The sequence below is a fragment of the Roseomonas sp. SRI_022 genome, assembly GCF_057586215.1.
On sequence record NZ_JBYCZL010000018.1, the window covers coordinates 66,573 to 79,692 of the forward strand.

Below are 13,120 nucleotides of genomic sequence, written 5' to 3' on the forward strand. Positions count from 1 at the left end.
CGCCGGTCAGCCGCCCGCGCTGCCGGCCAGCAGGTTCACCGCGACGCCGATGAGCGCGGCGTTGAAGGCGAAGGCGACGAGCGCATGCGCCAGCACCATCCGCCGCATCGCGGGGGAGCGCGTCGTGACATCGGAAACCTGCGCCGTCATGCCGATGGTGAAGCTGAAATACACGAACTCCAGCCAGTCGGGATCCTTGCCGCCGGGGAACTCAAGGCCCCCTTCCGACAGCCAGTAGAGATGCGCGTATTGCGCGGCGAACAGCGCATGCAGGTACAGCCACGACAGCGTCAGCGTCGCCATGCCGAGGGCGAGCGAATGCGGTGCGCGCGCCGGGCCGCCGATCTCGAAGATGACGCCGAACAGGGCGGCGAGCGCCGCCGTCATGGTCGCGCCGAGCAATGTCCAGCGGCTGTCCTCGAGCAGCTCGGCATGCTGGCGCAGGCGATTGCGCGGGGTGACGGCCAGGTGCCGCAGCAGCAGGACCGTATGTGTCGCCGCGCCGGCGCACCATCCGGCCAGAAGCGCCGCCCGGACCGTGAAGCCCGGGATCAGCGAGGCAAGGCCGCTTGCGCCGACGAAGACGGCGAGCGCGACGAGCAGGCTCGGCCGTTCGCTCAGGCGCAGGCGCAGCCGCATCAGGCGGCGAGGGCGCGCGCGAAGACCGCCGGGTCGACGTTACCGCCGCTGATCAGCACGCCGATCACCCCGCCCTTCGCCGCGACCTTGCCGGCCAGCACGGCGGCGAGCGCCACCGACCCGCCGGGTTCGGCGACGATCTTCAGGTGCTCGAAGGCGAAGCGCATGGCGCGGAAGATCTCGGCCTCGGTGACCACCACGCCGCCGGCGAGGTGCCGGTGGTTGATCGCGAAGGTCAGTGCGCCGGGCTGCTTGGACAGCAGCGCGTCGCACAGCCCGCTGCCCGGTGCGGCGTTGGGGACCGGATGCCCGGCTTCAAGCGACAGCCTGGTATCGTCCCAGCCTTCCGGTTCCACCGCGAAAAGCTCGGCCTGCGGGGCCAGTGCCTCGAAGGCCAGCACGCAGCCGGCGGTCAGCCCGCCGCCGCCGGTGCAGACGGCGAAGCTGTCGGGTGTCAGGCCGAGCGCGGACGCGTCCTCCAGCAGTTCGAGCGCTGCGGTGCCTTGCCCGGCGATGACATGCGGGTGGTCGAAGGGCGGGATGATGGTGGCGCCGCGTTCGGCGGCGAGCGTCGCGGCCAGCGCGTCGCGATCGACGCCGTGGCGGTCGAAGGGGACGATCTCCGCGCCCCAGCGCCGCGTGGCCTGCACCTTGATCGTCGGCGCGTCCGACGGCATGGCGATGGTCGCCTTCATGCCGAGCATATGCGCCGCCGCCGCACAGGCCTGGCCATGATTGCCCGAGGAATGGGTGACGATGCCGCCGCGCCGCGCGTCCGGCGACATCAGCAGCGCCGCGTTGGTGGCGCCGCGCAGCTTGAAGGATCCGGTGCGTTGCAGCGGCTCGGGCTTCACCAGCACCGTCGCGCCGGTCAGCTCGTCGAGCAGCGGGTGGCGCAGCAGTGGCGTGCGCACGATGCGCCCTGCGAGCCGCGCGGCGGCAGCGCGCACATCGTCGAAATTCGGCAGGGTGTCGCTCATATCGTGGTCCTCGGGGCAAAGCGGAGCGGATCGCACATCGGCACGGCAGCCGCCAGCGCCCCGGGGTCGGTCCCGGCCACCAGCGCGGCGAGCAGCCGCCCCGCAGCGGGCGCTGTCTGCATGCCATAGCCGCCCTGGCCGACCATCCAGAAGAAGCCCGCTTCCGCCCCCTGGCCGATGGCGAGGCCGCGATCCGGGGTGAAGGTGCGCAGCCCGGCCCAGCGGTGTTCGATGCGCGAGACCGGGATGTCGAGCGCCTGCTGCATGCGGTCGATCGCGACCGCCACGTCGTATTCGTCGGGCTGGGCGTCGCAGGGTTCGCTGTCGGTCTCGTCCGCCGGGCTGACCATCAGCTTGCGCCGTGCCTCCGGCCGCACGTACCAGCCGTGGCCGGCGTCGCCGAGCAACGGCCAGTCCGCGCAATCATGCGGCCCCGGATCGACAATGCAGGCGGTCCGCCGCTTCGGCTGCAGCCCGATGGGGTCGAGGCCCGCGAGGCGCGCGACCTCGTCGCCCCAGGCCCCGGCCGCATTGACGATGACCGGCGCGGTGAAGACGGCGTCGGTCGATGTTTCCGCATGCCATCGGCCATCCTGGCGCCACAGCCGCCCGGCGCGGTGGCGCAGGGCCAGCACGCCGCCCGCGGCGCGCGCCTGGCGCAGGAAGCCCTGATGCATCGCAGCGACGTCGATGTCGAAACAGTCGGATTCAATGGCCGCCATGGCCGCGTAACCCGGACGCAGCACGGGCGCCATGGCGTGCACCGCATCGAGCGGGATTTCGCGCAGGTCGTCGCCCTCGGCGATCATCTCACGCAGTTGTTCCACCTGGTCTGGCGGCGCGAGGTGCACCACGGGACGAGGGCGCGCGAGCGGCGCCTCCGCGAAGCCCGGTGGCGGCGTCTCGAAGAAGGGGCGGGAGGCGGCGGTGAGGATGCGCGCATCCGGGCTGCCGTAGTTGCGGATCCAGATCGCCGCGGAGCGGCCGGTGGCGTGGTAGCCGGCGCTTTCCTCCGCTTCCAGCAGGGCGACGCGATGGGTCGGGGCGAGATGCGCGGCGGCGGTCGCGCCGGCGATCCCGGCGCCGATCACGATGACATCGAAGGCGTGGCTGTCCATGGCGGCGGAGCCTGCGCCGGGCGCGCGGAGCGGGCAAGCCGCTGCACTTACGGGTCGTAAGTGGTTGCCATGCGGGTTTTGTCGCGCCTAACCTTGCCTTGCACCGACAAGCGGGCCCGATGACTGAGGCTCGCCCCGGGGAGAGAACGGAAGGGAAAGCATGTCCAACAACGGGATCACCCGGCGCAATGTCCTGCGCAACGGGGCCGGCGTCGTCGCCGCGGGCGCGCTCTCGGCGCCGATGGTTCACGCACAGGGCACCGGCGGTACCCTGAAATGCGGCTTCTGGGACCATTGGGTGCCCGCCGGCAATGGCATCATGCGGGAACTCTGTGCCGAATGGGGCCGCGCGAACCGGGTCGAGGTGAACGTCGAATTCATCACGTCGGTCGGCAACCAGAACCTGCTGACGATCAATGCGCAGGCGCAATCGCGCAGCGGCCACGACGTCCTGTCCTTCCCGACATGGGAACCGGCGGCGAAGCACGAACTGCTTGAGCCGATGGACGACGTCATGGGCCGGTTGGCCCAGAAATATGGCGCCGTCACGCCGGCCGCTGAATACCTCGGCAAGGTGCGCGGCAAGTGGGCGGCGGTGCCGGCGGTGTCGGGCACGCAGCTCAAGCCGGCCTGCACGCGCTTCGACCTGATGCAGCAGCATGCGGGGCTCGACATGAAGGCCATGTGGCCGAACCGCCCCGAGCGCGGCCCCGGCGCCGACAACTGGACCTGGGAGACCTTCGCGGCGGCGGCCGAGAAGTGCAAGGCGGCCGGCGTGCCCTTCGGCCTGCCGATGGGCCAGTTCACCGACGCGGTGGACTGGGTCGGCGCGCTGATGACCTCCTACGGCGCGTTCATGATGGATGAGCGCGGCAACCCGACGATCCGCAACAACGCCAAGCTGCGCCAGGCAGTCGAGATCCTGGTGCGCATCTCGCGCGCGCTGCCGGACGATGTCTGGGCCTGGGACGATGCGTCGAACAACCGCGCGCTGATCTCGGGCCGTTCGGCGCTGATCTTCAACCCGCCGTCGGCCTGGGCGGTGGCGAAGCGCGACCAGCCGAACGTGGCCGAGAACTGCTGGTATGCGCCGAGCCCCTCGGGCCCCGAGGGCCGCTTCGTCGGCTACCTGCCGTATTTCTGGGGCGTCTGGTCCTTCAGCCGGATGAAGCCTGCGGCCAAGGGCCTGATCGAGTTCCTGTCGGAACGCCCGCAGGCGGAACGCCAGACCAACACGAGCAGCGGCTACGACATCCCGCCCTTCCTCTCCATGTCCGACTTCAAAATCTGGGAGACGGAGGGCCCGCCGGTGGGCTTCGCCTACAACTATCCGGTGAAGCCGCACCAGAACCAGCGCACCGCCGTCGCCTTCGCGCCGGCGCCGGCCGAGTTCGCCGTGCAGGCCTACAACAACGGCCTGAATACCAAGCTGATCGCGCGCATCGTCCAGGGTGGCGAGAGCATCGACCAAGCGATGGGCTGGGTCGAGCGCGAGCTGACCACGATCCGCCGCGGCGGCTGAGCGGAATACGGACGACCCGGTGCGGGCGGGCGGCCAATGGCTGCCCGCCCGGCCACGATGATACTGGGAGGTTCCAATGGCAGCCGACGGAACGTTGGCCGTGACCACTGCAGCCGGGGCAGGGTCTGGCCGGGCCAATTCGCTGCAACGCTTCGCGCGGCGGCGATCGACCATCGCTTTCCTGATGACCTTGCCGTTGCTGGTCGTCGTGGTCGGGCTGGTCGGCTACCCCGCTGCCTATGGCATCTACCTGTCGACGCTGAACCGCCGGATGACGGCCTTCATGGAAGGCGACTGGCTGCCCACCGGCCTCGGCAATTTCGAGATCCTGTTCGGATCCGACACCTTCTGGATGGTGGTCTGGCAATCCTGCATCTTCGCCGTCACCGCGGTGCTCCTGAAGGCGCTGATCGGCTTCTGGCTGGCGCACATGCTGCACCACATACCGACCAAGGGGCAGCGCAAGTGGCGCGGCATGCTGCTGGTGCCCTGGGTCATCCCGCCGGCGCTGTCCACGCTCGGCTGGTGGTGGATGTTCGATCCGTCCTATTCCTCGATCAACTGGATCCTGAACATCTTCGCGGTGCCGTCGGTGCCGTGGCTGGGCGAGCCCTGGTGGGCGCGCGCATCCGTCATCATCGTCAATGTCTGGTACGGCGCGCCCTTCTTCATGATCATGTATCTCGCGGCGCTGAAGTCGGTGCCCGAGCAGCTGTATGAAGCCGCCGCGATCGACGGCGCGACGTCCTGGCAGCGCCTGCGCTATGTGACGCTGCCGATGATGGCGAACATCATCTCGATCACCGTGCTGTTCAGCCTGATCGTCACCTTCGCCAACTACGACATCGTCCGCGTGCTGACCAATGGCGGACCGCGCGACCTGACGCACGTCTTCGCGTCTTACGCGTTCCAGGTCGGCATCCTGTCGAGCAACATTCCGCGCGGCGCGGCGGTGTCGCTGTTCATGTTCCCGATCCTGGCGGTTTGCGCCTTCTTCGTCCTGCGCGGCGTCACGCGCCGCAACAAGGAGCAGATGTGATGTCGGCGACCGCAGCCAGCCGGGACGTGCCCGGCATCTACCACAAGGCGGGCAGCCTGCGCGCGGAGCGGCGCTGGGCGATGTGGACGGCCTATGCCTCCCTGATCTTCGCGGCGATCATTTTCCTCGCGCCGCCCTTCTACATGCTGCTGACCAGCTTCAAGACGAATGCCGAGATCGCGGACCATTCGCTGAATCCCTGGCTGATCCGCTCGCCGACCTTCGAGCATTATGCCGCCATCCTCGGCAACCCGATCTTCATCCGCTTCTTCATCAACAGCGTCATCGTCACCGGCTGCGTGGTGGTGCTGACGATGGTGATCTCGGTGCTCGCCGCCTTTGCGCTGGCGCGGATGCGCTTCTGGGGCAGCCAGGTGCTGGCGACCGGCGTGTTCCTTACCTACCTGGTGCCAGACACGCTGCTGTTCATCCCGCTGTACCAGATCGTCGGCGGGCTCGGGCTGCTGAATTCGGTCTGGGGGCTGGTGCTGGTCTATCCGACGCTGACCGTGCCCTTCTGCACCTGGATCATGATCGGCTACTTCGCTTCCATTCCGAAGGAACTGGACGAGGCGGCGCTGATCGACGGCGCCAACTGGATGCAGATGCTGATGAAGATCTTCGTTCCCGTGGCGATGCCCGGCATCATCGCGGCGACGATCTTCGCCTTCACCGTCTCCTGGGCGGCCTTCGTCTATCCGACGGCCTTCGTCACCACGGCCGAGGAGATGCCGCTGACCATCGGCGTGGTGTCGCAGCTTGTGCGCGGCGATACCTTCGCCTGGGGGCAGATCATGGCGGGCGCGCTGATGGCGGCGCTACCGCCGGTCATCATCTATGCCTTCCTCATGGATTATTACATCGCTGGCCTGACCGCCGGCGCGACAAAGGGCTGAACACGCATGGCGCAGGTTTCACTCCGCAAGATCATCAAGGCCTATGAAGGCGGCGTGCAGGCGGTCAAGGGGATCGACCTTGAGATCGCGGACCATGAATTCGTGGTCCTCGTCGGCCCGTCCGGCTGCGGCAAGTCGACGACGCTGCGCATGATCGCTGGCCTTGAGGAGATCACCGGCGGCGACATCGCCATCGGCGGCACGGTCGTCAACGACATCCCGCCACGCGACCGCGACATCGCGATGGTGTTCCAGAACTACGCGCTCTATCCGCACATGTCGGTGTACGACAACATGGCCTTCGGCCTGACGCTGCGGAAATTCCCCAAGGCCGAGATCGACAAGCGGGTGAAGGAAGCGGCGCGCATCCTCGACATCACGCCGCTGCTCGAACGCAAGCCGAAGGCGCTGTCGGGCGGCCAGCGGCAGCGTGTCGCGATGGGCCGCGCCATCGTGCGCGACCCCAAGGTGTTCCTGTTCGACGAGCCGCTGTCGAACCTGGACGCCAAGCTGCGCGTGCAGATGCGCACCGAGATCAAGAAGGTCCACCAGACGGTCAATACCACCACCATCTATGTGACCCACGACCAGGTGGAGGCGATGACGCTGGCCGACCGCGTGGTGGTGATGAACCATGGCGTGATCGAGCAGGTCGGCCCCCCGCAGGAGCTGTACCACAACCCGGCGACCCGCTTCGTCGCCGGCTTCATCGGCAGCCCGGCGATGAACTTCATCCCCGCGAAGCTTGAGGAAGCATCCGGCGCGCTGCGGCTGACGCTGCCCAATGGCGCGACGCTCGACGTGCCGGGGGCGCGCACCGCGCGGTATCGCCCCCACGCCGGCAAGTCGGTGCTGTTCGGCATCCGCCCGGAGCATCTGACCGACGACAAGCCGACCGACAAGACCAACCCGGCGCCGCTGACGCTGACGCCGGAGGTGATCGAGCCGATGGGCATGGAGACGCTCGCGCATTTCAAGCTCGACGGGGCGGAGATCTCGGCACGGCTCGATCCCGCGACGCCGGCGGCGGTGGGCCAGCCCTTGCGCCTGATCGCGCACATGGATCAGATGCACATCATCGATCCGACGAACGACAAGGTGCTCTGAACAATGCAGCGTCTCGCTGGGAAGTCCGCCTGGGTAACCGGGGCGGGCAGCGGAATCGGCCGCGCCATCGCCATCGCCTTTGCCGCGGAGGGCGCCAAGGTCGCCCTGACCGGCCGGCGCACCGCGCCGCTCGAGGAAACGGCTGCGATGATCGGCGGCGGTGCCGTCATCGCGCCCGCCGACCTGACGGATGACAAGCAGGTCGCCGCCGCGCTCGCCAAGGTGGAGGCGACGATCGGCGGTCCTGACATCCTGGTGAACAATGCCGGGGTGAACCTGCCGAAGCGCTACCTGCACCAGCTGACGCCGGAGGCGATCCGCACGCTGGTGGATGGCAACCTGACCGCGCCGTTCCTGACCTCGGTCGCGGTGCTGCCGGGCATGCGCAAGCGCGGCGGCGGGCAGCTGATCCAGATCGCCTCAATGGCGGGCAAGAGCATCTCCTTCCTCTCCGGGCCCGGCTACACGGCGGCGAAGCACGGCTTCGTGGCGCTGTCGCAGTCGATCAACCAGGAGAATGGGATCCACAATATCCGGTCCTGCTGCATCTGCCCCGGTGAGGTTGCGACTGACATCCTGAAGAGCCGCCCCGAACCGGTGCCGACCGAGGATGTCGAGCGTCTGCTGCAGCCCGAGGATATCGCCGCCATGGCGCTGTTCGTGGCGACGCTGCCGCCGCGCGCCAACGTCACCGAGATGCTGGTGACGCCGACCTATATGCGCCTGCTCGCACCGCAGGCGAAGAAGGTCGCCGCGATGTAGCCGAAGGTCGGGGAAGGGGAGCTTCCCTTCCCCGCTTTTGCCACCAGCGTCGTGATCGTCTTGGCGATGGCATTGCCGCCGTTCGGCTGAGTACCCCGGACCGGAGCATCGCCACGAGGTGCCCCGCCAAACGGCGCTGGGCAGCCTTCGGTCCTCTCTCGGTCGTCGTGAGAATCATCAACACCCATTAGGCCAACGAACGAGCCCGCCCCGGCGGCGCGACAAATGACGCGCGCCATGCGCGACTTGTGCAACGCGATATAGTCGTCGGGCAGGGCATCGCAGGCTCCCCACCGCCAGATTCATCGTGAGTCTCGCGGTCGTTACGGCTACAAGACCCCGCCGGCAGCGTTGTTGGGCGGAAGCCACGAAGCGCGTTATTGGTCTGCGCCCCTTCTCCCGACCAGCGCCGGTTGTGCCGCGAACGGTGCTGGAGGGGACATGGCCAAGCTCAATGTCAACGGACGCGTCGTCGAGGTGACAGTCGAGGACGACACCCCGCTGCTCTGGGTGCTTCGCGAACAGGTCGGGCTGACCGGCACCAAGTATGGTTGCGGCGTGGCCCAATGCGGCGCCTGCACCGTTCATGTGGACGGCGTGGCGACACGCGCCTGTTCCATGCCGGTCTCCGCCTTCACCGAGGCACAGAAGATCGTCACCATCGAAGGCCTTGCCCCGCCCGGCACGCAGCATGCGCTGCAGAAGGCCTGGGTGGATCTCGACGTGCCGCAATGCGGCTTCTGCCAATCCGGCATGCTGATGGCCGCCGCCGCCTTGCTGGCGCAGAACCCGCGCCCGAGCGAAGCCGAGATCCGCACGGAGATCACCAACATCTGCCGCTGCGGCACCTACAACCGGGTCATCGCCGGCATCCAGCGGGCGATCGCGGCTGGCCCGTCGACGAGCGGTTGAGGGAGGACGTGTCATGACCAATCAGACCGAACTCTCCCGCCGCGGCGTGATCGCCGGTGCCGCCACGGCGCTCGGGGCCTTCACCTTCGGCTTCCGCATTCCCGACGCTGCGGCGCAGGGCGCCATCCCGCCCGAGGTGAATGCCTGGGTGGTGGTGAAGCCCGACGACACGGTGGTGATCCGCATCGCCCGGTCGGAGATGGGGCAGGGCACGCTGACCGGCCTCGCGCAGCTCGTCGCCGAGGAACTCGAATGCGACTGGGCCAAGGTGACGACGGAATATCCGACGCCAGGCCAGAACCTTGCGCGCAGCCGCGTCTGGGGGAATTTCTCGACCGGCGGCAGCCGCGGCATCCGCGACAGCCATGAGTATGTGCGCAAGGGTGGCGCCGCCGCGCGCATGATGCTCGTGCAAGCGGCGGCGAATGAATGGAGCGCGCCGGCGGCCGAGTGCCGCGCCGAGAAGAGCGTCATCACGCATCTTCCGTCCGGCCGCACGACCACCTTTGGTCGCGTCGCCGAAGCCGCCGGCCGCCTGACGCCGCCGCAGGAGGTGCCGCTCAAGGACCCACGGGACTGGAAGATCGCGGGCCATCGCGTGCCGCGGCTCGACACGGTGGACAAGACCAATGGCAAGCAGGTCTATGGCATGGACCTGCGCCTTCCGGGGATGCTGAACGCGGCGATCCGCGACTGTCCGGTCTTCGGCGGCAAGGTCCGCAGCTTCGATGCCGCCGCCGTCGCGAACATGCCCGGCGTGCGGCGCGTGGTGCCGGTGGGTGAATCAGCCGTCGCCGTGGTGGCTGACACCTGGTGGCGCGCGAAGACCGCGCTCGACGCCCTGCCCATCGTCTGGGACGAGGGGCCGAACGCCAATGTCTCCTCCGCTTCCATGGCCGAATGGCTGAAGCAAGGCCTGGATGCGCCCGAGGCCGCGGTGGGCAACCGCGCGGGCGATGCGCGTGCCGCCATTGCCGGCGCCGCGCGGCGCGTCGAGGCCGTCTATGCCTACCCCCACCAGAACCATGCCTGCATGGAGGTGATGAACGCGACGGCGTTGTGGACGCCGGAGCGCTGCGAGGTCTGGACGCCGACCCAGAATGGCGAGGCCGCGCTTGCCGCCACGGCCGCCGCCTCGGGCCTGCCGGCGACGCGCTGCGACGTGCACAAGATCCATCTCGGCGGCGGCTTCGGCCGTCGCGGCGCCGTCCATGACTGGGTGACGCAGGTGGTCGAGATCGCGAAGCAGATCCCCGGCACGCCGATCAAGCTGATCTGGTCGCGGGAGGAGGACATGCTGCATGGCCGCTTCCACCCGATCACGCAGTGCAAGCTGGTGGGCGGGCTGGATGCGCAGGGCAACCTGGTCGGGCTGACCATGCGCATCTCCGGCCAGTCCATCGTTGCCAGCATCTTCCCGCAGAATATCCGCGACGGGCGCGATCCGGTCGTGTTCCAGGGCCTCAATGCCAGCGGGGGCGAGGCTGATATCGGCTACACCATCCCGAACCTGCTGATCGACCACGCCATGCGCAATCCGCATGTGCCGCCGGGCTTCTGGCGCGGTGTGAACCTGAACCAGAACGCCATCTACCTCGAATGCTTCATGGATGAGCTGGCGCATGCGGCAGGCAAGGACCCGCTCGCCTTCCGCCGCGCGCTGATGGCCAATCATCCGCGGCATCTCGCGGTGCTGAACGCCGTTGCGGAGCGCGTGGGCTGGGGTACGCCGCCGCCGGCCGGGCGTTTCCGCGGCCTCGCGCAGACCCATGGCTATGGCAGCTACGTCGCAGCCTGCGCCGAGGTCTCGGTGGCGGATGACGGCAAGCTGACCGTCCACCGCATCGTCGCAGCGACGGATCCGGGCCATGCCGTCAACCCGCAACAGATCGAGGCGCAGATCGAAGGCTCTTTCGTCTATGGCCTCGGAGCCGCGCTGTATCAGGAATGCACGGTCAAGGGCGGCCGCATGGAACAGGAGAATTTCGACACCTACACGATGATGCGCATGGACGAGATGCCGGCGGTGGAATCCATCATCATCCCATCCGGCGGCTTCTGGGGCGGCGTGGGCGAGCCGACCATCGCCGTCGCGGCGCCGGCGGTGCTGAACGCCATCTTCGCGGCCACGGGAAAGCGTGTCCGGACCCTACCGGTCAAGCACACGGACCTGCGGAAAAGCTGAGCGCGCCATGTGGCGCGCCCTGTTCATGCTGATGCTTGCAGCCGCCCCAGCGGCGGCTGCCGGCGCGCCGCCCGGCGCCGCGTCGTGCAGCGGCTGCCATGCGATGCCACCACGCCCCGACGCCGCCATCCCGCCGCTTGCGGGGCGGCCGGCGGCGCAGATCGTGGATGCCATGCTCGCCTTCCGGCGCGGGGAGGGGGCGCCAACGGTGATGGACCGCATCGCCCGCGGCTTCACCGAGCCCGAGATCCGCGCCATCGCCGAATGGGTCGCCGGGCAATGAGGATCGCGGCGACACGCCGGGCCGTGCTGGCCGCGGCCATCGCCCGTCCCGCGCTGGCGCAGGCCAGCGCTGCGGTCGTCGTCATCGGCGGCGGCTTCGGCGGCGCGTCCTGTGCCCGCGCGCTGCGCGCCGAGAGGCTGTCGGTGACGCTGGTCGAACCGGACGCCACCTACACCGCCTGTCCCCTGAGCAATGCCGTCATCGGCGGGCTACGCGACATCACGCAACAGCGCTTCAGCCTGGACGGGCTGCGCCGCGCCGGCATCACCGTGGTGCCGCAGGCGGCAGTGGCCGTCGATGCCGAAGCGCGGCGCGTCAGCCTTGCTGACGGCACGACGCTCACCTGGGACCGGCTGGTACTGGCACCGGGCATCGAACTGCGCTTCGACGCGCTGCCCGGCTATGACGAGGCAGCGGCGGAGCGAATGCCGCACGCCTGGCGGGCCGGCGCGCAGACGCTGCTGCTGCGCCGGCAGCTCGAGGCGATGGACGATGGCGGGACGGTGGTCATGGCGGTCCCGGCCAATCCCTATCGCTGCCCGCCAGGCCCCTATGAGCGGGCCAGTCTGATTGCCCATTACCTCAGGACCCGGAAGCCGCGATCGAAGCTGCTGCTGCTCGACGCCAAGGATGCCTTCTCGAAGCAGCGGCTGTTCGAAACGGCTTGGGCTGCGCTCTACCCCGGCCTGATCGAGCGTGTGCCGCTCGCCGGCGGTGGCCGCGTCACCGGCGTGGATGCCGCCGCGCTGACGCTGACGACGGATTTCGGCACGCACCGCGCGGCGGTCGCGAATGTGATCCCGCCGCAGCGCGCGGCCCGCATCGCGGCGCTGGCCGGCGTGGCCGACCGCTCGGGCTGGTGTCCGATCGACCCGATCACCTTCGAATCCCGCCTGCGCCCCGGCATCCATGTCATCGGGGATGCGGCGATCGCCGGTGCGATGCCGAAATCCGCCTTTGCCGCCAACGCCCAGGCCAAGGCCTGCGCCGCCGCGGTCGCGGCGCTGCTGCGCGGCGAGGCACCGCAGGAACCTCGCCTGATCAACACCTGCTACAGCCTGGTGGCACCGGATTACGGCATCTCGGTCGCGGGCGTGTACCGGCCCGTCAACGGGTTGCTGGCCGACATCGAAGGTGCTGGCGGCACCAGCCCGCCATCGGCGCCGGCCGCCTTCCGCGAACGGGAGGCCCGTCTTGCCGAGGATTGGTTCACCACCATCACCGCCGAGGCCTTCGCCTGAACCGCCCTGGCACGATCACCGTCATACTGCTGCTCGCCGGTGGCGGCATGGCGCAGGAACCAGCCTACGACGTCGTCGGTGACGCCATCCTGGCACCCTTGACGGGCACGCCCGGCGACCCCGCGCGCGGTCGCGCCATCGTCGCCAGCCGCCAGCGCGGCCTGTGCCTGCTGTGCCATTCCGGGCCGATCCCGGAAGAGCGCTTCCAGGGCGACCTCGCGCCGAGTCTCGCTGGCGCCGGGGCACGCTGGTCGGAAGGCCAGCTTCGGCTGCGGATTGTGGACAGCCGGCGGTTGAATCCGGGCACGATCATGCCGTCCTATTACCGGCTCGACGGCCTTCATGGGGTCGGCGCCGCCTGGCAGGGCCGGACCGTGCTGACGGCGGCCGAGATCGAGGATGTGGTGGCGTTCCTCGCCACCTTGCGGGAGTAGGA

The 13,120-nt window shown here is 68.9% G+C and carries 13 protein-coding genes; 10 read left to right on the plus strand and 3 right to left on the minus strand.

Annotated features, from left to right (window positions below):
- Positions 1 to 6 precede the first annotated feature (6 nt).
- Genes AC2YHJ_RS17995 through AC2YHJ_RS18005 form a run of 3 tightly spaced genes read right to left on the minus strand, consistent with a single transcriptional unit; the run spans position 7 to position 2,737 of the window.
- Complete coding sequence (locus tag AC2YHJ_RS17995) at positions 7 to 639, minus strand: DUF1345 domain-containing protein (protein WP_487397469.1); 633 nt, start codon at positions 637 to 639, stop codon at positions 7 to 9.
- Positions 639 to 1,619 carry a threonine ammonia-lyase gene (locus AC2YHJ_RS18000; RefSeq protein ID WP_487397470.1) on the minus strand — a complete coding sequence of 327 codons (981 nt, stop codon included), beginning with the start codon at positions 1,617 to 1,619 and terminating at the stop codon, positions 639 to 641. Before AC2YHJ_RS18000 ends, AC2YHJ_RS17995 begins: the two co-directional genes overlap by 1 nt.
- Positions 1,616 to 2,737 (minus strand): NAD(P)/FAD-dependent oxidoreductase, encoded by a 1,122-nt coding sequence (locus AC2YHJ_RS18005; protein WP_487397471.1) that lies wholly within the window; start codon positions 2,735 to 2,737, stop codon positions 1,616 to 1,618. Before AC2YHJ_RS18005 ends, AC2YHJ_RS18000 begins: the two co-directional genes overlap by 4 nt.
- A gap of 160 nt (positions 2,738 to 2,897) precedes the next feature.
- Between AC2YHJ_RS18005 and AC2YHJ_RS18010 the strand changes: the two genes are divergently transcribed.
- The 10 genes from AC2YHJ_RS18010 to soxX all read left to right on the plus strand — a co-directional run bounded on the left by AC2YHJ_RS18010 (position 2,898) and on the right by soxX (position 13,118).
- Positions 2,898 to 4,259, plus strand: coding sequence for an ABC transporter substrate-binding protein (locus AC2YHJ_RS18010; protein WP_487397472.1), 1,362 nt, complete (start codon positions 2,898 to 2,900; stop codon positions 4,257 to 4,259).
- A 100-nt stretch (positions 4,260 to 4,359) separates the two neighbouring features.
- Positions 4,360 to 5,298, plus strand: a complete 939-nt coding sequence (locus tag AC2YHJ_RS18015) for a carbohydrate ABC transporter permease (RefSeq protein WP_487397473.1) — start codon at positions 4,360 to 4,362, stop codon at positions 5,296 to 5,298.
- On the plus strand, positions 5,298 to 6,194 hold the full coding sequence (locus AC2YHJ_RS18020; protein WP_487397474.1) for a carbohydrate ABC transporter permease: 897 nt from the start codon (positions 5,298 to 5,300) through the stop codon (positions 6,192 to 6,194). The genes AC2YHJ_RS18015 and AC2YHJ_RS18020 overlap by 1 nt, the downstream gene beginning before the upstream one ends.
- Positions 6,195 to 6,200: 6 nt before the next feature.
- On the plus strand, positions 6,201 to 7,301 hold the full coding sequence (locus AC2YHJ_RS18025) for an ABC transporter ATP-binding protein (RefSeq protein WP_487397475.1): 1,101 nt from the start codon (positions 6,201 to 6,203) through the stop codon (positions 7,299 to 7,301).
- Positions 7,302 to 7,304: 3 nt separating this feature from the next.
- Positions 7,305 to 8,063, plus strand: coding sequence for an SDR family oxidoreductase (locus tag AC2YHJ_RS18030; protein WP_487397476.1), 759 nt, complete (start codon positions 7,305 to 7,307; stop codon positions 8,061 to 8,063).
- Between the two features lie 441 nt (positions 8,064 to 8,504).
- Positions 8,505 to 8,975 carry a (2Fe-2S)-binding protein gene (locus AC2YHJ_RS18035; RefSeq protein ID WP_487397477.1) on the plus strand — a complete coding sequence of 157 codons (471 nt, stop codon included), beginning with the start codon at positions 8,505 to 8,507 and terminating at the stop codon, positions 8,973 to 8,975.
- 13 nt (positions 8,976 to 8,988) lie between these two features.
- Positions 8,989 to 11,160: a xanthine dehydrogenase family protein molybdopterin-binding subunit gene (locus AC2YHJ_RS18040; protein WP_487397478.1), complete on the plus strand. Its 2,172-nt coding sequence runs from the start codon at positions 8,989 to 8,991 to the stop codon at positions 11,158 to 11,160.
- Between the two features lie 7 nt (positions 11,161 to 11,167).
- On the plus strand, positions 11,168 to 11,443 hold the full coding sequence (locus AC2YHJ_RS18045) for a c-type cytochrome (protein ID WP_487397479.1): 276 nt from the start codon (positions 11,168 to 11,170) through the stop codon (positions 11,441 to 11,443).
- Positions 11,440 to 12,684, plus strand: a complete 1,245-nt coding sequence (locus AC2YHJ_RS18050; RefSeq protein ID WP_487397480.1) for an NAD(P)/FAD-dependent oxidoreductase — start codon at positions 11,440 to 11,442, stop codon at positions 12,682 to 12,684. Before AC2YHJ_RS18045 ends, AC2YHJ_RS18050 begins: the two co-directional genes overlap by 4 nt.
- Positions 12,685 to 12,731: 47 nt before the next feature.
- Positions 12,732 to 13,118, plus strand: coding sequence for a sulfur oxidation c-type cytochrome SoxX (soxX, locus tag AC2YHJ_RS18055; RefSeq protein ID WP_487397481.1), 387 nt, complete (start codon positions 12,732 to 12,734; stop codon positions 13,116 to 13,118).
- The last annotated feature ends 2 nt before the right edge of the window (positions 13,119 to 13,120 follow it).

Excerpts from the sequence above, each read along its gene's own strand:
- AC2YHJ_RS17995 (WP_487397469.1), bottom strand. The coding sequence starts at position 639 with ATGCGGCTGCGCCTGCGCCTGAGCGAACGGCCGAGCCTGCTCGTCGCG.
- AC2YHJ_RS18000 (WP_487397470.1), bottom strand. The coding sequence starts at position 1,619 with ATGAGCGACACCCTGCCGAATTTCGACGATGTGCGCGCTGCCGCCGCG.
- AC2YHJ_RS18005 (WP_487397471.1), bottom strand. The coding sequence starts at position 2,737 with ATGGACAGCCACGCCTTCGATGTCATCGTGATCGGCGCCGGGATCGCC.
- AC2YHJ_RS18010 (WP_487397472.1), top strand. The coding sequence starts at position 2,898 with ATGTCCAACAACGGGATCACCCGGCGCAATGTCCTGCGCAACGGGGCC.
- AC2YHJ_RS18020 (WP_487397474.1), top strand. The coding sequence starts at position 5,298 with ATGTCGGCGACCGCAGCCAGCCGGGACGTGCCCGGCATCTACCACAAG.
- AC2YHJ_RS18025 (WP_487397475.1), top strand. The coding sequence starts at position 6,201 with ATGGCGCAGGTTTCACTCCGCAAGATCATCAAGGCCTATGAAGGCGGC.
- AC2YHJ_RS18030 (WP_487397476.1), top strand. The coding sequence starts at position 7,305 with ATGCAGCGTCTCGCTGGGAAGTCCGCCTGGGTAACCGGGGCGGGCAGC.
- AC2YHJ_RS18035 (WP_487397477.1), top strand. The coding sequence starts at position 8,505 with ATGGCCAAGCTCAATGTCAACGGACGCGTCGTCGAGGTGACAGTCGAG.
- AC2YHJ_RS18040 (WP_487397478.1), top strand. The coding sequence starts at position 8,989 with ATGACCAATCAGACCGAACTCTCCCGCCGCGGCGTGATCGCCGGTGCC.
- AC2YHJ_RS18045 (WP_487397479.1), top strand. The coding sequence starts at position 11,168 with ATGTGGCGCGCCCTGTTCATGCTGATGCTTGCAGCCGCCCCAGCGGCG.
- AC2YHJ_RS18050 (WP_487397480.1), top strand. The coding sequence starts at position 11,440 with ATGAGGATCGCGGCGACACGCCGGGCCGTGCTGGCCGCGGCCATCGCC.
- soxX (WP_487397481.1), top strand. The coding sequence starts at position 12,732 with ATGGCGCAGGAACCAGCCTACGACGTCGTCGGTGACGCCATCCTGGCA.